The organism is Bacteroides sp. 43_46 (assembly GCF_001915455.1).
GTDB lineage: Bacteria > Bacteroidota > Bacteroidia > Bacteroidales > Bacteroidaceae > Bacteroides > Bacteroides caccae.
In genome coordinates this window covers 1-17,351 of sequence record NZ_MNQN01000020.1, presented here as the reverse complement: position 1 = coordinate 17,351, position 17,351 = coordinate 1, and the positions used below count along the sequence as shown (strand labels likewise).

The following is a 17,351-nucleotide window of genomic DNA, read 5'->3' as shown; positions in this document are numbered from 1 at the left end:
TTGCACAACACTGGGGATAAAAGGCTGTTGCATTATCGCATTATCTTCTTTAGAAGATTGTTTTTTACTTATCCTTCTTAGGACATTTTTTAATAACGATTTCATAAACGCACTATTTTAGTTTGACAATGCGCAAATATAATATTTAAAGTAATATAAAATATGAAATATAGAAATCTTGATAGTACATAAAACATCAAATGGTCGAATTATGGTCGAACCATAAAAAAAAGCAGGACTATATAATTGATATACAGAATATACAACTAGATTTCCAAAAATGTGTCTAGTTTAGTTTTTGTGTTGAAATGGCTTCCTCGTCGGCGGACGAACAAGGAAGCCATTTTATGTATATATACTAACTATTTATATATCGTTTCGAACTTCTTTTAAATAGTAATCCCCCCCTTTTATTCCACTTTTTCTTTGTTATCAGTACTTGATTGATTAATACTATTATCTATATATTTTTTCAACTTAAACAAAAAGACTAGAGATGTTATTGAAATCATTATGGCTGCTCCACAAACGATATTCTCAATAGGATCACCCAGCTTTTCAATAACATATTTAATTATATAGCTCATAACAGCAGATCCTATAATTATACAGCTGAAAGAGATTTCTTAGATATTAAAGGTCTCATATGATTTGAATTTAATTATTAAAATATCTCCATACTAGTTCTAACCCCTTTACGACGGATTTACAATTATACACATTTAATCCCTTAATTCAAAAAAATATTTCCACTACATTAAATATTAATCAATATTATACTAAATGTTCAGTATTTGAATATACTTGTTTTTTATTTATTGTCCTTAATTTAGCGGAATACAAATATATTTGCAGAAAATATTCATTATTTTCCCTAACTTTGCAGTGATAAATCTCACCAAAATGGAATTCGACGTAGAAGAACTAAAAAAAGCACTAATAGAGAAGTGCGAGAGTGAAGGTATACTGTATGCAATGGTTGCGATAGACCGACGTACGAAAGAAGTTATTCTTCCCGATACACTACAAGGAGCTTTGAAACATCCGGAATACCTTGTGTGTACTTGTAAGAAGGTGGAAGACAAATATATAGTGGAGGAGATCACGAAAACGTAACTCTCCTCCAGTCTTTTATGTTTTACTCAGCAAGTAGTCCGCTAAGCAAATCGTTGTTCTTGCAGATAAGGATTCATGTTACCTGTTGTTTTAGTAGCTCTGTTTTGAATTAATGTATCTCTTTACTCGCATCCCCAATATACGATGCAGCCCCTTTATCTATAAACAGTTCTACATTCTGTGCATGATGAGCGATATAAGCCGCAGGACCCGTATCTCCCGAATTACAGATTTCCTCCACCACATCCGCCTTATTCTTTCCGGTAATCAGAAAAATAACATGACGGGCATTCAGAATAGGATATCCGGTCATTGCAATACGCTTCTGCCCGTTGCAGGGATGAATACTGACTACATAACTGGAAGTGGAAGTCAAGAGATTCTCCTGTCCTGGAAAAATAGAGGAAGTATGCCCGTCGTCTCCCGCTCCAAGCAGCACAATGTCAAACTCAGGCCAGCCCAATCTGTATGGCAGTTGCTGTTTCACCAATTCGGAGTAACGAACCGCCTCTTTCACCGGCTTAGCTTCGCCACGGATGCGGAATACGTTTTCATAAGGAATGGGGGCTATCCCAAGAAGGAGATTACGCATCATTCCATAATTACTGTCAGAGTCTTCGGGAGGCACACAACGTTCGTCCACCCAATAGATTTTCATACGGTTCCAAGGAGTGATATCCAGATATTCATTCGCCCATAAATCGAACATCAAAGCGGGGGTATTACCTCCACTGACTGCGATGTTGAATATTCTGTCCGGCTCCTCATTCATGAGTTCCACCAGACGAAGTATCAACGCGCGTGAGGTTTCAATCGACGAGGGAAAAACTGCTAATTTCATAATTCACAATATTGATCTGTGTTCGTCAAATTCTTACAAGGATTCGTCCAGTCGGCCCCATGCTCGTGCATCATTGCTTCACTTTCTAGAGGTCCCCACGTGCCTGCCGGATAGCCGTACAAAGGTGCGTCAGGGTTTTCTTTCCAATAGCGGAGAACCGGGTCAAAGAATTTCCATGAGGCTTCTACTGCATCGCTGCGAGTAAATAAGGTCGGGTCGCCCTGAATACAGTCGTCTATCAGACGTGCGTAAGCGTCGCCACTCGGCACTCCGCCTAACTGTGCATAACTGAAATCCATTGTCACCTGACGGACTTCGAAACCTGCACCGGGCACTTTCATTCCAATCTTAAGCACTATTCCTTCGTTGGGTTGCAAACGAAGAATCAATTTATTAGCTCGCGGACAGTTACCGCCGGAGCAGCGAAACATCTGATGAGGTGTTTCACGGAAATGAACGACGATTTCCGTCACCTTCGTCGGCATTTGCTTGCCGGTACGAATGTAGAACGGGACACCGCTCCAACGCCAGTTACTGATACCCAGCTTCATGGCTATGTAAGTTTCCGTACGTGATTCGGAAGCTACTCCCTTTTCTTCACGATAACCTTTCTTGTTACCGGAAGCCGTATATTGTCCACGAACGATGTGCTCGTTCAAATCTTCTTCAGTAAGCGGCGTGAGAGACTCGTAGACTTTCACCACTTCATTCCGGAAATTGTCCGCATTAAAGACAGCAGGTGGTTCCATAGCTGTAAGAGCTACAAGCTGGATAAGATGATTCTGTACCATGTCGCGCAAGGCACCCGCCGTTTCGTAGAACCCGCCGCGTTGCTCGATACCGAGGTTCTCGACGGCTGTAATTTCTACGTAGTCGATATAGTTACGATTCCAGAGAGGTTCGAAGATACCGTTGGCAAAACGGAACGCAAGCACGTTTTGTGCAGTTTCCTTGCCAAGAAAATGGTCGATACGGTAAATCTGGTGTTCGTTGAAGACAGAAGCATAGATACGGTTCAACTCACGTGCCGATTCGAGATCGTAACCGAAAGGTTTCTCGACGATGATACGTGAATGAGGAGTATTTAGTCCGGCAGCCTTCAGATGCAGAGGAACTACACCGTAAAGCGAAGGCGGAGTGGCAAGGTAAAACAACAAATTATCCGGATCTACCTCGTTAGTTAATTCCACCAGACGTTGGCGGAGTAAGGGGTAACCTTCTTCCTTTGCAGGGTCCAGCGGCAAGTAATACAGGTGAGAGACAAAAGAAGACATAAGAATAGTATCCTGTTCGTCTGCCTTGACGAATTGTTGCAGTTCTTCCAATATATAAGAACGATAGTTCTCGTCGGAGTATATCGTACGCCCGATGCCGAGTATAGAGAAATCTCCTGTAAGCCGCTTGTCGCGGTATAAGGAGTAGAGTGCAGGCATCAGTTTACGCTTGGTCAGGTCACCCGACGCACCGAAAATAATCATTGCAAATTTATCCATTGTCGCTTTTTTATTTCTACTTATCAAACAATCTTGTTACTTGAAAATACCTATTTATTATACATTATATGTTCCAGATTTCGTATCGCCTCCGTGTCCTGTCCAGTTTTCATGGAAGAACTGTCCGCGCAACTCATCTTTTCGTTCGAATGTATGCGCGCCGAAGTAGTCGCGCTGCGCTTGCACAAGGTTAGCGGGCAAATCGGCAGAAGTGAGTGAATAGAAATAATTCAAAGCAGAAGAAAAAGCCGGAACGGGCAGTTCTTCTTTCATCGCTTCTGCAACGAGACTCTTCCAACCGGAAAGCAACGTCTTGATTTCTTCCCGGAAATAAGGAGCCAGCAACAAGTGCTTAGGTTTATCGGGTGCTTCGAAAGCGGCAGCAATATCGTTGAGGAATACACTACGAATGATACATCCGCCACGCCACATACGAGCAATGGAGGCCAGATCAAGATGCCAGTCGAAAGCATCGGAAGCACGTTGCAACACGGCGAATCCCTGTGCATAAGAGACTAGTTTAGAAGCATAAAGGGCGGAAAAGATATTCTTTACAAGTTCCGCCTTATTATATATAGGTTGTGTATGTTGACACTGGAATTGTTTGGAAGCCAGACGACGCAGGTCTTTTTGTGCGGAAAGGCTGCGTTCGAATACTGCCGTGGCAATCAGCCCCAACGGCATACCTAGTTCCATAGCATTAATAACCGACCATTTACCGGTTCCTTTCTGTCCTGCTGCATCCAGAATCTTATCAATAAGATATCCCCCGGTTTTGTCTTTATGACGGAGAATGTTGGCAGTGATTTCAATCAGATAGCTGCGCAGCTTTCCTTCATTCCAACGGGCGAACACATCCGCCATTTCTTCATTATTCAAATCAATCAGATTCTTCATCACCCAATAAGCTTCGGCAATCAACTGCATATCACCGTACTCAATACCATTGTGAATCATCTTCACAAAATGTCCCGAACCGGCAGGGCCTACCCATTGGCAACACGGTGTACCATCCGGTGCTTTTGCTGCAATACTCTGAAGAATCGGCTTCACTTCCGACCATGCTTTTTCCGAACCACCGGGCATGATAGACGCACCGTTCAATGCTCCTTCTTCCCCTCCGGACACACCACTACCGACGAAAAGAAAACCTTTCGATTCGGCCAGTTTGACACGCCGGTTGGTATCTTCATAATTGGAGTTACCACCGTCGATAAGAATATCTCCGGGCGAAAGCAACGGAAAAAGTTGTTCCATCAATTCGTCTACCGGACTTCCGGCACGAACCATCATCATTATTTTACGAGGGGTAGCTATCGAATCAACGAATGCTTTTATATCTGTGAATCCTTCAATATTTTTACCTTTTGCACGGCTATTCATAAAGCGGTCTACGACTCCTTCTTCCACTCCGGGAACAGTACGGTTGTAAACTGATACATACCAGCCTTTACTCTCCATATTTAATGCTAAATTCTCGCCCATTACAGCCAAGCCGATTAGCCCGATATCTGTTTTATTCTGATTTGTCATAACTTGTATATTTTGATATAATGTTTATCATAGTAACACTTGAAAAGAACATTTGTTCGCAATATTTAGATTAAAACATTATTTTTGTGGTCTACAAATAAAAACAAGGATGAAGAAGATTAAAATCGGCTTATTGCCGCGTATCATTATCGCTATCATACTAGGTATTGCTATCGGTACAGTTTTCCCGGCACCACTGGTACGGATATTTGTTACATTCAACGGTATTTTCAGTGAGTTTCTCAACTTTTCCATTCCACTGATTATCGTCGGACTGGTCACTGTGGCTATTGCCGACATTGGTAAAGGTGCGGGAAAGATGTTGCTTGTCACCGCACTCATTGCATACGGTGCTACGTTGTTTTCAGGTTTTCTCTCCTATTTCACAGGAGTCACAGTATTCCCATCACTCATCGAACCGGGCGTGCCGCTCGAAGAAGTAAGCGAAGCACAAGGAATTCTTCCCTACTTCTCCGTCTCCATTCCTCCGCTGATGAATGTAATGACCGCGTTAATTTTCGCTTTTACGCTGGGGTTGGGGCTCGCCTCCCTGAACAGCGATGCGCTAAAAAACGTGGCAAGGGACTTCCAGGAGATCATCGTCCGCATGATTAGTGCTGTCATTCTGCCGTTGCTTCCGCTTTATATCTTCGGTATTTTTCTAAACATGACGCACTCCGGACAAGTATACGCTATCTTAATGGTATTTATCAAAATTATCGGAGTAATTTTCATTCTTCATATCTTCCTGCTGGTTTTCCAATATTCCATTGCAGCATTATTCGTGCGCAAAAATCCGTTTAAACTGCTCGGAAAGATGATGCCGGCATATTTCACGGCTTTAGGCACACAATCTTCAGCAGCCACTATCCCCGTCACACTGGAGCAGACGAAGAAGAACGGAGTATCCTCAGACATTGCCGGCTTCGTTATTCCACTATGCGCCACGATTCACCTGTCGGGCAGTACTCTGAAAATCGTAGCCTGTGCACTGGCATTGATGATGATGCAGGGAATACCGTTCGACTTTCCCCTATTTGCCGGGTTTATCTTTATGCTGGGGATTACAATGGTAGCTGCACCGGGTGTTCCTGGAGGAGCAATCATGGCGGCACTAGGTATCTTGCAGTCCATGCTCGGCTTCGATGAATCAGCACAAGCATTGATGATTGCTCTTTACATTGCCATGGACAGTTTCGGAACAGCTTGCAACGTAACCGGAGATGGAGCTATTGCTTTGATTATCGACAAAATAATGGGCAAAAACCGTGCTGAACGACTGTGCTGAAAAATAAATTAAAAGAGGTTTGCATATACTGCAAAAAATGTCGACATTTGCGCCCGTATTATTCCAAATAAACAATTATAACGTATGAAAAAAGCCCTAATATCAGGCATTACCGGACAAGACGGTTCGTATCTTGCCGAATTACTTTTGCAAAAAGGTTACGAAGTTCACGGTATCCTTCGTCGTTCTTCGTCGTTCAATACGGGACGTATCGAACATTTATATTTTGATGAATGGGTGCGCGACATGAAACAGAAACGTACGATCAATCTGCATTATGGGGATATGACAGATTCCAGTTCGTTAATCCGTATCATTCAACAAGTGCAACCTGATGAAATTTACAACCTGGCTGCCCAAAGCCACGTAAAGGTATCATTTGATGTTCCGGAATATACTGCCGAAGCGGACGCTATCGGTACGCTCCGTATGCTCGAAGCGGTACGGATTCTGGGACTGGAAAAGAAAACCCGTATCTATCAGGCTTCCACTTCCGAGTTGTTCGGTAAAGTGCAGGAAGTTCCACAGAAAGAGACAACTCCGTTCTATCCCCGTTCTCCGTACGGGGTAGCCAAACAATATGGTTTCTGGATTACCAAAAACTATCGCGAAAGCTACGGTATGTTTGCCGTAAACGGTATCTTGTTCAACCACGAGAGCGAACGCCGTGGCGAGACTTTTGTTACCCGCAAAATATCTCTGGCTGCCGCCCGCATCGCACAGGGCGAACAGGACAAGCTGTATCTAGGTAATCTGGATGCACGCCGAGACTGGGGATACGCCAAAGATTACGTAGAATGTATGTGGCTGATTCTGCAGCATGACGTTCCAGAAGATTTCGTAATCGCTACTGGAGAAATGCATACGGTACGCGAATTTGCTACGCTAGCTTTCAAGGAAGCAGGCATCGAACTCCGCTGGGAAGGCGAGGGCATAAATGAAAAGGGAATTGACGTAGACACCGGCAAGCCATTGGTAGAAGTTGACCCCAAATATTTCCGTCCATCGGAAGTTGAACAGTTGTTAGGCGACCCGACCAAAGCAAGAACATTGCTGGGTTGGAATCCGTGCAAGACTTCATTTGAAGAACTGGTCCGTATCATGGTACGCCACGACATGGAAAAGGTGAAACGCATGATCGCGAACAAACATTAAACGGAAGAATGGAAAAGAATGCAAAAATATATGTAGCAGGACACCACGGTCTCGTGGGTTCTGCTATCTGGAAAAATTTGCAGAATAAAGGATACACGAATCTGGTAGGCCGCACTCACAAGGAGCTTGACCTGCTCGACAGTGTATCTGTCCGCCAGTTTTTCGATGAAGAACAGCCGGAATATGTATTCCTTGCTGCTGCCTTCGTTGGCGGCATCATGGCAAACAGTATCTACCGCGCCGACTTTATCTACAAAAATCTGCAAATCCAACAGAATGTCATCGGGGAAAGTTTCCGCCACAACATAAAAAAGCTACTCTTTCTCGGAAGTACCTGTATTTATCCACGTGACGCCAAGCAACCGATGAAAGAGGATGTATTACTTACTTCTCCGTTGGAATATACCAACGAGCCGTATGCCATCGCCAAGATTGCCGGTCTGAAGATGTGTGAAAGTTTCAACCTGCAATATGGAACAAACTACATCGCTGTGATGCCGACCAACTTATATGGTCCGAATGATAACTTCGATTTGGAACGCAGCCATGTACTGCCTGCTATGATCCGCAAGATTCATCTGGCCCATTGCCTGAAAGAAGGCAACTGGGAGGCTGTCCGAAAGGATATGGACCTGCGCCCGGTAGAAGGTATCAACGGAGACAGTCCGAAAGAAGAAATTCTGGCTATCCTAAGCAAATATGGTATCAGTGAAACGGAAGTGACATTGTGGGGTACGGGAACTCCTCTCCGCGAGTTCCTTTGGAGTGAAGAAATGGCAGACGCCAGTGTATTCGTCATGGAACACGTTGACTTCAAAGATACATATAAAGAAGGTAGCAAGGATATCCGTAACTGTCATATCAACATCGGAACAGGTAAGGAAATCACTATTCGACAACTTGCCGAGCGGATCGTAGAGACAGTAGGCTATCAAGGCAAACTGACTTTCGACAGCAGTAAACCGGACGGCACGATGCGTAAGCTAACCGATCCTTCGAAACTGCACGCACTGGGTTGGCATCACAAAATCGAAATCGAGGAAGGTGTGCGAAAGATGTATGAATGGTACTTGAAATAAAAAATCAAACAATCTGTTGATATGCTATCAGTATAATTATTTTAGCTTATAGCATATCACAGACTCACTCTTCTCTCCACCCTCTCCAAAAATTCTTCATAGTTAATTTTCCATTCTTAATTTAATTGCTATATTTGCACAATTTAATACCAAATGTGCAAAAACAATGGAACAAAGTTTTATAGCTTACATTGAGAATAGTATCAAGAACAATTGGGATTTGGATGCCCTGACAGATTACAAGGGAGCCACCCTTCAGTATAAAGATGTAGCCCGCAAAATCGAAAAACTCCATATAATTTTTGAGGAAAGTGGAATCCGCAAAGGAGATAAGATTGCCGTATGCGGAAGAAACAGCTCCCATTGGGGAGTAACTTTCCTTGCTACACTGACGTACGGAGCAGTAATCGTTCCTATTCTCCACGAGTTTAAAGCAGACAATGTACACAATATCGTCAACCATTCCGAAGCCAAACTGCTGTTTGTAGGAGATATGGTATGGGAAAACCTGAACGAATCGGCAATGCCACTACTCGAAGGTATCCTGATGATGAATGACTTCACCCTGCTGGTATCCCGTAGTGAACGGTTAACTCACGCACGCGAACATTTGAATGAAATGTTCGGCAAAAAATATCCGAAAAATTTCCGTAGAGAACATATCGAATACCACAAAGACGAACCCGAAGAATTAGCCGTTATCAATTATACTTCCGGAACGACCAGTTATTCAAAAGGAGTAATGCTCCCCTATCGTAGTTTGTGGTCGAATACTAAATTTGCATTTGAAGTATTGGAGTTGGAAGCCGGAGACAAGATTGTATCCATGCTTCCTATGGCGCACATGTACGGACTGGCTTTCGAATTTCTTTATGAGTTCTCCGTAGGATGTCACATCTACTTCCTGACCCGTATGCCAAGTCCGAAAATCATTTTCCAGGCATTTGAAGAAGTAAAACCCAGTTTGATCGTTGCCGTCCCACTGATTATCGAAAAGATTATCAAGAAGAGTGTACTTCCGAAGTTGGAGACTCCGGCCATGAAAATATTACTGAAAGTACCTATTATCAACGATAAGATTAAAGCAACGGTACGCGAAGAAATGATTAAGGCGTTCGGCGGAAACTTCAAAGCAGTTATCGTAGGGGGTGCAGCTTTCAATCAGGAAGTTGAGCAATTCCTGAAAATGATTGATTTTCCTTATACAGTAGGTTATGGAATGACAGAATGTGGTCCGATTATCTGCTATGAAGATTGGAGAAGGTTCAAACCCGGCTCTTGCGGAAAAGCTGTACCACGTATGGATGTACAGGTTCTATCTTCCGACCCGGAAAACATCGTAGGAGAAATAGTTTGTAAAGGACCGAATGTTATGCTGGGATATTACAAAAATGAAGAAGCTACAAAAGAAGTTATAGATAAAGACGGCTGGCTGCACACAGGAGACCTGGCGTTGAAAGATGCGGAAGGAAATATTACAATCAAGGGACGCAGCAAAAACTTATTGCTCAGTGCCAGCGGACAGAATATTTATCCGGAAGAAATAGAAGACAAGTTGAACAACCTGCCCTATGTGGCCGAAAGTATTATTGTCCAGCAGAACGAAAAGCTCGTCGGACTTGTTTATCCGGACTTTGATGATGCTTTTGCCCACGGTTTGAAGAACGAGGACATTGAACGGGTTATGGAAGAAAACCGAGTGGCGTTGAATGCTATGTTGCCGGCATATAGTCAGATCTCAAAAATGAAGATTTATCCGGAAGAATTTGAAAAGACGCCGAAAAAGAGTATTAAGCGTTATCTGTATCAGGAAGCGAAAGGATAATTATCCTCCCATGCATTTCCACCTGAACCGAGAAAAAAGAAATCAAGAGAAAGAGAAATATATTAAAAATGAAGATAAGAAAAACAATCCTCACGGCAGCTATTCTCATGGCTGCCGTTTGTTTGCCGGCACAGAACAAGAGTGCGGGTATCAATATTTCCATTTGGAAAGATATATGTACGCAGCCGCATGACAGTACGCAGACGACCTATGTCAATATCGGTCTGCTTTCTACGTTGAACCGCCTGAATGGTGTCGGTATCAATGCATTGGGAAGCGTAGTGCATGGCGACATGAATGGAGTGCAAATCACAGGTTTGGCTAACTTGGCAGGTGGAACAATGCGCGGTGTTCAGATAGCGGGTGTCAGCAATATCAGCGGTGACAATACCATAGGACTTTCTACTGCCGGATTAGTAAATATTACCGGAGACGGTACAAAAGGGGTAATTATTGCCGGTCTTACCAGTATCGGAGGAGATAATACTTCGGGAGTGATGATGAGCGGTTTTATGAATGTGACAGGAAACATGGCTTCGGGCTTTCAGTTCTCCGGCGCAGCCAATATCACCGGACAGAGTTATAACGGTATGGTAACTTCCGGACTACTGAATGTGGTGGGCGAAGATATGAATGGTTTGCAGATTGCAGGTATTGCCAATATTACTGCCCGAAAACTGAATGGCTTACAGATCGCTTTATGCAACTATGCAACAAAAGCCCGTGGTTTACAAATTGGTCTGGTCAATTATTATAGGGAAGATATGAAAGGATTGCAACTGGGTCTGGTCAATGCCAATCCTGATACGAAAGTGCAAATGATGCTGTATGGTGGCAATTCTACAGCTGCCAACATCGGTGTGCGTTTCAAGAACCAGCTGTTCTATACAATTCTGGGAGTCGGTTCCATGTATCAGGACTTAAATGACAAGTTCTCAGCCAGCGCCTCCTATCGTGCTGGTATTTCCTTCCCTGTTTATAAAGGACTATCTATCAGCGGAGATCTTGGTTATCAACACATTGAAGCATTCGACAATAAGGATGAAGTAATTCCAAAACGCCTATATGCACTGCAAGCCCGTGCCAATCTGGAATATCAGTTTACTCCAAAATTCGGTATTTTTGCAACGGGTGGTTACGGACTTACCCGGTTCTATAATAAATCAAGCAATTACGATAAAGGTGTTATCATTGAAGCAGGCATTGTTCTTTTCTAAAAAAGAATGTATGTATAGCAAACAGTATACAAAATAGTGAACGGTGAACAAGTTGCTTTATTACGTTGCAACTTATTCACCGTTCATTGTTAATCACTACTTACTATTCTTTTATATCTTCTCTTTTATCAATCCGGTACGATAAGCAACAAGTAGCTTTTTTAAATCCAGAATCTGCGTTACCAGCTCTTTTCCTTTATCAGTATCTTTCACCATCATTCGTTGTGAATTGAATTCCAGTACAAAATTGGTAGACTTAATATCCAGCCCTTCCTCAATTGCTTTCTGCCGCGACTGGAATGGTTCATGCTGTACAAGCTGCATACCGTGAGAATGGTAAACAAGCGTATATCCTGCAATCCCTGTTTCCGGCTGATAAGCCTTTGAAAATCCACCGTCAATCACAAAAAGTTTGCCGTTAGCTTTCATCGGCTGTTCGCCCTGAATAGTCTTTACCGGCACATGACCATTGATGATATGCGAATGAGGACCCGAAGCACCAAATTCTTCCAGAATCCGGTCACAAATATCCTCACGATTACGCAATGTATAATAATGCCCTTTCTTCTCTTTGTGCAGTTCTTTATCTTCTACAAAGTAGCGCTCAAAAGTAGCCATTTTATCTTTATCAAACAGAGGAGCTTCAGGACCGCACCACATATACCAGATATAGTCCATAGCAAATTCCTTATCCTCCTCTCCTTCTTCATCAAAGTAAGCGGTACGAATCAACTGGTCGGCCTTATCCAGTAGCCTACGTCCCCAGTATTCCTTTCCCCGGATTTTGACACGCTTGAAACTGCCATCTTCATTTAAAGGTACGGAAGCATGATAAAGAAGATTCGAGTTGGAAACCAAATACATCCCGCCATACGTAAACAGACAGCGCATATGTTTCTTCAACTTCTCACTATTCATAAATGAATAATGAATCTTTTCTACCAGTTCACGTTCCTCTTCTGTCAGCCGATAAGGATTGGCTGGGTCTACTGTCGGAAAGTTGGTATCACGCAGGACATATTCTTTTCCCTCGTACACAAAGACACCACGGTCGAAGTCTATCTTCTCTAAAAGTTTCCGATTCTCCATGCCGAATTCAGGACGACGGTCGATGATTTCAGCCTCCAACTTAAACTGGATGATAGTAATCGCTTTATGCATCTGGGTAATCAAACGCAGGGTTTTCTCATTATAGTGAGCGTCGGCAAAATTCATCTTCGGCATGAAGATAGTACAGGGATCATCAGCATAAGTATCCATAGCAAAGGTAGCCAATGGCAGCAGATTAATACCATAACCATCTTCCAATGTGCCCAAATTACCGTAACGCATAGACATACGGATCACATTAGCGATGCAACTGTCATTGCCCGAAGCAGCCCCCATCCAAAGAATATCATGGTTTCCCCATTGAATATCAAAATTATGATAATTACATAAAGTATCCATGATGATATGCGCACCAGGACCACGGTCGTAGATGTCACCGACAATATGTAGGGAGTCAATAGTCAGCCGTTGAATCAGGTTACACATAGCAATGATGAAGTCATCTGCCCGCTTTGTTGTAATAATCGTACTGATAATTACATTGATATAAGCATGTTTATTCGGTTCGATAGACGATTCATGCAATAATTCCTGAATAATATAGGAGAACTCGGCAGGTAACGATTTACGCACTTTAGAACGCGTATACTTGGAAGACACATTCTGACAGACCTTCACCAGTTGGTTCAGAGTAATCAGATACCAATCGTCCAAATCCTTCTCACGAGCTTTCACCAGTTGAAGTTTTTCTTCGGGATAGTAAATCAGCGTACAGAGTTCTTTCTTTTCCGCTTCACGGAGAGTATTGCCGAATATTTCATTCACTTTACGCTTTACCGCACCTGAAGCATTTTTCAGAACATGTTGGAATGCTTCATATTCACCATGTATATCTGTCAGGAAATGTTCTGTCCCCTTAGGCAGATTCAAGATAGCCTCCAGATTGATAATTTCCGTACTAGCATCGGCAATAGTAGGAAAACTACGGGAAAGCAATTGAAGGTAGCGGAGATCGCCCACAATACTTTCAGGAGTTATATTACTTTGAGCAGTCATTCTATTTTATTACAATTTACTAATTAACAATTACTTTGCTTCCTATGTTCGTTGTTCGGAATCATTCCATTCAGTTATCCGTGATAAATATATTTTTTTATTTACTCGTTTACAATTTTCATATAAAATTTATTTTCAACCTAATAAGAACATCAACAGTACTTGTGCAATAATCACCCGTAGAAACATACACAATGGATATACTGTCGCATAGGCTACAGACGGGTTATCACCGGGAATTGTATCATTTGCATAATTTAATGCCATAGGATTCGCCATACTTCCGCATAGCATACCGGACACTGTGCCAAAATCGATCTTCATCATCTTGAAGGCTACAAAGCCCACTAAAACAGTTGGGATGATTGTCAGTCCGGCTCCTAAACCGATCCACAGTAGCCCTTCCGAACGGAATACCGTATCGAAGAAATGTGCCCCAGCATCCAGTCCCAGACAGGCTAGATACATTGAGAGTCCCAAGGCACGTAACATCAAATTGGCACTACGAGTAGTGTAGGTAATCATGTGTATCCGTGGTCCAAACGTACCTAAAAGGATACCGACAATAATAGGACCACCTGCCAAGCCTAGTTTTACAGGAGTACTGATACCCGGAATAGAAAAAGGAATAGCACCTAACGCCAATCCCAACACGATACCAATAAATATAACAACCAAATTAGGTTCTTTCAAACTCTTGACAGCATTACCTAGTACTTTTTCCACGTTTTGAATGGCTGCCTTTTCCCCTACTACCGTCAGTCGGTCACCCAACTGAAGTATCAATCCCGGAGTGGCGAGCAGTTGTACACCCGAACGATAGACACGGCTGATATTGATTCCATAATGATTTCTCAACCGGAGCGCTCCCAATTTCTTCCCGTTCAGTTCAGGGCGAGTGACAACAATGCGCTGGGAGACCAGTTCACTGTCAATCGCATTCCAGTCAATGTCCTCTTTGTTCCAATCCGTATTTTCCTGTTCGCCGAAAAGCACAGTCAGAGCCAGCGCATCTTTTTCAGCCGTAATCACCAGCAAGCGATCACCTTCCTTCAACACTTTATCAGAAGTCGGAATACTGACATGTCCGTCACGCCACAAACGGGAAATAACAAACTTAGGATAACTCAAATGAGCTATATCCTTTATGCTTTTATTGAAAATAGCAGGATTATGTACTTGAAACGCTGCAATATAGGTTTTGTTCGCATCATCCTTCTCCTTTATTTCCAAGTCTTCCTTGCGAACCAATACTTTACGAATTAACAAAACGGCAAGAATCACACCGACTACTCCCATTGGATAGGCCACGGCACATCCCAGAGCAGGCGTACTACTATCCATGCCCATTTGTTTCAATGTCTGCTGCGCCGCTCCCAACGCCGGAGTGTTTGTCGTCGCTCCGCAAAGAATACCAACCATATCGGGAAGCGATATACCTGTAGCATAACTGGCTACCACCGTTAACAAAGTACCTAGAAGAACAACTCCCAACGCCAACATATTCAACGTCACTCCTCCTTTCCGGAAAGAACTGAAAAAACCGGGCCCCACTTGCAGACCGAGAGAATAAACAAAGATAACCAGACCGAAACTTTCTGCGTAATTCAACATCTGCGGATCAACCGAAAGCCCGAAATGTCCGGCAAGTATACCGGCAAAAAAAACAAAAGTGACTCCCAGGGATATACCCCAGAAATGCACTCTTCCCAAGCCCAGACCTATCGCAGAAATCAGTGAAAGTACCACAACAGCCTGTAAGGCAGAATGTTCGAGAAATAGACTAGATAACCACTCCATGTATATATAAAACTAATAGGGCGCAAAGATAAAAACTATTTAGTCCCGTTCAAAACTTTTATGCTTTCATTTCGCGCCCTATTTATACTCTAACCCTTATTCCTGAAATCCTATTGGCAACCTTTTACCTCTCCTACCTATCATTCTGTCATTAACCCCTGACACATTTTTATCTTATCCTTCTTTGTCCTCGTCTTTCTAGCTACATCTTGTTATCTCCGATACCTATTGTTTTTTTACCTGCTTCCCTGATATTCCACAAAGTTATCCCTTCCGTCCAGATAACCGCTTAATCTGTTTCCACCAAGGTACACATCATCCAGATAGGAAACATCACCCGGACCGTAGGACATCCTGATAGATGTTTGTGCATAGTTTTCCCAGTTCCACCGGAAATTATATTCAAAAACTTCCACATCTCCGTTACGGTATTCCACTCGTATGTAATCAACCCCTGTACGGTCTAAATAAAAATCCAGTTCTTGACAACAACGGTTCCCGTCTGCGTCACGGTAATAACTGATCCATGTGCGACTGCACAATTCCGACGAACGGGAATAATACCCGCCACCGATATTATCATCATCATAAAAGCTATCAATTTCTACTTCGCAAGAAGTAAGGCTAATCATCATCAATGCCATTAAAGCTATACCTAAGTATTTGAATGCGTTCGTTTTCATAATCCTTTATTTTTATGGTCCTTATTTATATCATTTATCTTTCGATATGACAAAAGTATAGAATGAATTTTCCTTATGAAACTGAAAAGTCCTACTTGTACGGAGGAAATTGCCTAATTATGGAGGTAAATCCCTCTGTACCCAATAAACCTATCTCAAAGAAATCTCGTATCTTTGCCTCCGATTACCAATATATGGAAACAGATATCATCACCGTATCCGACTTTGAGATGCGTCCCGTTGATTATATGTTAGCCCGAAGCATAGAACATGCAAAAGCAAAACAAACAAAAATGTATGCTATCTCCTTGGGAGGTAAGAGTACCGAGACAAGTTACCTGCAACTATGTGATAAATATTGGGAATATAGCATTCAAAGCAGTAAAAATCTTAATAAAGATTGAATAGTAGAATGAATTATTTAATCAATGTTATAAAACATCTGTTTTTTCTTGCTTTACTTGCTAATTTTCCAGAAGTCCGTATCTTTGTAATGTGTTTTTCATAGTATTAGATTTAAGGTTAACAAAAGATTGGCTGTCTGGGATAGATAGCCTTTTTTTATGCTCTGAAATATAGCGTCACTGTCCGGTCGACATAGTTACCCTATCTCACTAAGATACCGTCAATATGTTTCAAGTTCTTTCCTTCGTAACAAAAAATAAAAGATATCGAAAAAAAAATCATTCGTTTAACATTTGAAACATAGCAAGTTATCTGATTTTTCAAAAAACAGACTAAAAAAATCTTGCTAAAAGATTTGCGTAGAGTTCCCCCTATATTTGCACCGCATTTGAGAGAGAATGCGGGTTCAAGGAAGTTTGGGTGAGTGGCTGAAACCACCAGTTTGCTAAACTGACGTACTCGCAAGGGTACCGGGGGTTCGAATCCCCCAGCTTCCGCAAACAAATCTCAAGAGAAAAAGAGCTAAGTTTATAAGACTTGGCTCTTTTTAAATCCATAAAATGCCGGTGGGTTCGTCTAACGGTTAGGACACATGCCTCTCACGCATGTAATACGAGTTCGATTCTCGTACCCACTACTAAATAAAAGAGGAAATGTAGTTAAACTACATTTCCTCTTTTATTTTATATATCTTAAAGTAGGAATCTTTATGGATCAACGTAAGAATCTGAGGGATTTTCATTTTATGCATATAATTTAGCGAGTCTATACAAGAAAAATGCTTTATCTCTTACTCCTCTGAACTGTGCC

13 protein-coding genes, 2 tRNA genes and 1 pseudogene are annotated in these 17,351 nt (G+C 42.3%); 9 read left to right on the top strand and 7 right to left on the bottom strand.

Going from position 1 to position 17,351, the window contains the following annotated elements; translation table 11 throughout:
- Positions 1 to 410: 410 nt before the first annotated feature.
- Complete coding sequence (locus tag BHV72_RS02240; protein ID WP_224241697.1) at positions 411 to 587, bottom strand: hypothetical protein; 177 nt, start codon at positions 585 to 587, stop codon at positions 411 to 413.
- Positions 588 to 903: 316 nt separating this feature from the next.
- Between BHV72_RS02240 and BHV72_RS02235 the strand changes: the two genes are divergently transcribed.
- On the top strand, positions 904 to 1,116 hold the full coding sequence (locus BHV72_RS02235) for a hypothetical protein (protein WP_005676415.1): 213 nt from the start codon (positions 904 to 906) through the stop codon (positions 1,114 to 1,116).
- Positions 1,117 to 1,225: 109 nt separating this feature from the next.
- Here BHV72_RS02235 and pgl read toward each other — a convergent pair whose 3' ends face one another.
- The 3 genes from pgl to gnd are packed head-to-tail and all read right to left on the bottom strand — an operon-like array spanning position 1,226 to position 4,983.
- The gene (gene pgl / locus BHV72_RS02230) at positions 1,226 to 1,957 is read right to left on the bottom strand and encodes a 6-phosphogluconolactonase (RefSeq protein ID WP_005676416.1); all 732 of its coding nucleotides are present in this window, start codon (positions 1,955 to 1,957) and stop codon (positions 1,226 to 1,228) included.
- Positions 1,954 to 3,450 (bottom strand): glucose-6-phosphate dehydrogenase, encoded by a 1,497-nt coding sequence (gene zwf / locus BHV72_RS02225; RefSeq protein WP_122264677.1) that lies wholly within the window; start codon positions 3,448 to 3,450, stop codon positions 1,954 to 1,956. Before zwf ends, pgl begins: the two co-directional genes overlap by 4 nt.
- Positions 3,451 to 3,507: 57 nt before the next feature.
- Complete coding sequence (gnd, locus tag BHV72_RS02220; protein ID WP_005680678.1) at positions 3,508 to 4,983, bottom strand: decarboxylating NADP(+)-dependent phosphogluconate dehydrogenase; 1,476 nt, start codon at positions 4,981 to 4,983, stop codon at positions 3,508 to 3,510.
- Positions 4,984 to 5,092: 109 nt separating this feature from the next.
- Here gnd and BHV72_RS02215 point away from each other — a divergent pair, with 109 nt between their 5' ends.
- The 5 genes from BHV72_RS02215 (at position 5,093) to BHV72_RS02195 (ending at position 11,547) form a co-directional block, all read left to right on the top strand.
- Positions 5,093 to 6,271 (top strand): dicarboxylate/amino acid:cation symporter, encoded by a 1,179-nt coding sequence (locus tag BHV72_RS02215; RefSeq protein WP_005676421.1) that lies wholly within the window; start codon positions 5,093 to 5,095, stop codon positions 6,269 to 6,271.
- Positions 6,272 to 6,355: 84 nt separating this feature from the next.
- A complete protein-coding gene (gmd, locus tag BHV72_RS02210) occupies positions 6,356 to 7,426 on the top strand; it encodes a GDP-mannose 4,6-dehydratase (protein ID WP_005676422.1) in 1,071 nt (356 codons plus the stop codon).
- 8 nt (positions 7,427 to 7,434) lie between these two features.
- On the top strand, positions 7,435 to 8,505 hold the full coding sequence (locus tag BHV72_RS02205; RefSeq protein ID WP_286854069.1) for a GDP-L-fucose synthase family protein: 1,071 nt from the start codon (positions 7,435 to 7,437) through the stop codon (positions 8,503 to 8,505).
- Positions 8,506 to 8,671: 166 nt separating this feature from the next.
- Positions 8,672 to 10,330, top strand: coding sequence for an AMP-binding protein (locus tag BHV72_RS02200; RefSeq protein ID WP_005676424.1), 1,659 nt, complete (start codon positions 8,672 to 8,674; stop codon positions 10,328 to 10,330).
- A gap of 68 nt (positions 10,331 to 10,398) precedes the next feature.
- Positions 10,399 to 11,547 carry an LA_2272 family surface repeat-containing protein gene (locus tag BHV72_RS02195; protein WP_005676426.1) on the top strand — a complete coding sequence of 383 codons (1,149 nt, stop codon included), beginning with the start codon at positions 10,399 to 10,401 and terminating at the stop codon, positions 11,545 to 11,547.
- A gap of 111 nt (positions 11,548 to 11,658) precedes the next feature.
- Here the strand turns inward: BHV72_RS02195 and BHV72_RS02190 are convergent, their stop codons facing one another.
- The 3 genes from BHV72_RS02190 to BHV72_RS02180 form a co-directional block, all read right to left on the bottom strand.
- Positions 11,659 to 13,653: a fructose-bisphosphatase class III gene (locus BHV72_RS02190; RefSeq protein WP_005680675.1), complete on the bottom strand. Its 1,995-nt coding sequence runs from the start codon at positions 13,651 to 13,653 to the stop codon at positions 11,659 to 11,661.
- Between the two features lie 135 nt (positions 13,654 to 13,788).
- On the bottom strand, positions 13,789 to 15,453 hold the full coding sequence (locus BHV72_RS02185) for a putative transporter (RefSeq protein WP_005676428.1): 1,665 nt from the start codon (positions 15,451 to 15,453) through the stop codon (positions 13,789 to 13,791).
- A gap of 236 nt (positions 15,454 to 15,689) precedes the next feature.
- The gene (locus BHV72_RS02180; protein WP_005676429.1) at positions 15,690 to 16,136 is read right to left on the bottom strand and encodes a hypothetical protein; all 447 of its coding nucleotides are present in this window, start codon (positions 16,134 to 16,136) and stop codon (positions 15,690 to 15,692) included.
- Positions 16,137 to 16,315: 179 nt separating this feature from the next.
- Here BHV72_RS02180 and BHV72_RS02175 point away from each other — a divergent pair.
- From BHV72_RS02175 to BHV72_RS02165, 3 genes and pseudogenes are all read left to right on the top strand, one after another.
- Positions 16,316 to 16,540 (top strand): annotated as a pseudogene (locus tag BHV72_RS02175) (hypothetical protein); the annotation flags it as partial.
- Positions 16,541 to 16,951: 411 nt separating this feature from the next.
- Positions 16,952 to 17,038 (top strand) — tRNA-Ser (locus BHV72_RS02170).
- 68 nt (positions 17,039 to 17,106) lie between these two features.
- A tRNA-Glu gene (locus BHV72_RS02165) sits at positions 17,107 to 17,178 on the top strand.
- Positions 17,179 to 17,351: the final 173 nt, after the last annotated feature.

Excerpts from the sequence above, each read along its gene's own strand:
- BHV72_RS02195 (WP_005676426.1), top strand. The coding sequence starts at position 10,399 with ATGAAGATAAGAAAAACAATCCTCACGGCAGCTATTCTCATGGCTGCC.
- pgl (WP_005676416.1), bottom strand. The coding sequence starts at position 1,957 with ATGAAATTAGCAGTTTTTCCCTCGTCGATTGAAACCTCACGCGCGTTG.
- gmd (WP_005676422.1), top strand. The coding sequence starts at position 6,356 with ATGAAAAAAGCCCTAATATCAGGCATTACCGGACAAGACGGTTCGTAT.
- BHV72_RS02200 (WP_005676424.1), top strand. The coding sequence starts at position 8,672 with ATGGAACAAAGTTTTATAGCTTACATTGAGAATAGTATCAAGAACAAT.
- gnd (WP_005680678.1), bottom strand. The coding sequence starts at position 4,983 with ATGACAAATCAGAATAAAACAGATATCGGGCTAATCGGCTTGGCTGTA.
- BHV72_RS02215 (WP_005676421.1), top strand. The coding sequence starts at position 5,093 with ATGAAGAAGATTAAAATCGGCTTATTGCCGCGTATCATTATCGCTATC.
- BHV72_RS02185 (WP_005676428.1), bottom strand. The coding sequence starts at position 15,453 with ATGGAGTGGTTATCTAGTCTATTTCTCGAACATTCTGCCTTACAGGCT.
- BHV72_RS02205 (WP_286854069.1), top strand. The coding sequence starts at position 7,435 with ATGGAAAAGAATGCAAAAATATATGTAGCAGGACACCACGGTCTCGTG.
- BHV72_RS02180 (WP_005676429.1), bottom strand. The coding sequence starts at position 16,136 with ATGAAAACGAACGCATTCAAATACTTAGGTATAGCTTTAATGGCATTG.
- BHV72_RS02240 (WP_224241697.1), bottom strand. The coding sequence starts at position 587 with ATGAGCTATATAATTAAATATGTTATTGAAAAGCTGGGTGATCCTATT.
- zwf (WP_122264677.1), bottom strand. The coding sequence starts at position 3,450 with ATGGATAAATTTGCAATGATTATTTTCGGTGCGTCGGGTGACCTGACC.
- BHV72_RS02190 (WP_005680675.1), bottom strand. The coding sequence starts at position 13,653 with ATGACTGCTCAAAGTAATATAACTCCTGAAAGTATTGTGGGCGATCTC.
- BHV72_RS02235 (WP_005676415.1), top strand. The coding sequence starts at position 904 with ATGGAATTCGACGTAGAAGAACTAAAAAAAGCACTAATAGAGAAGTGC.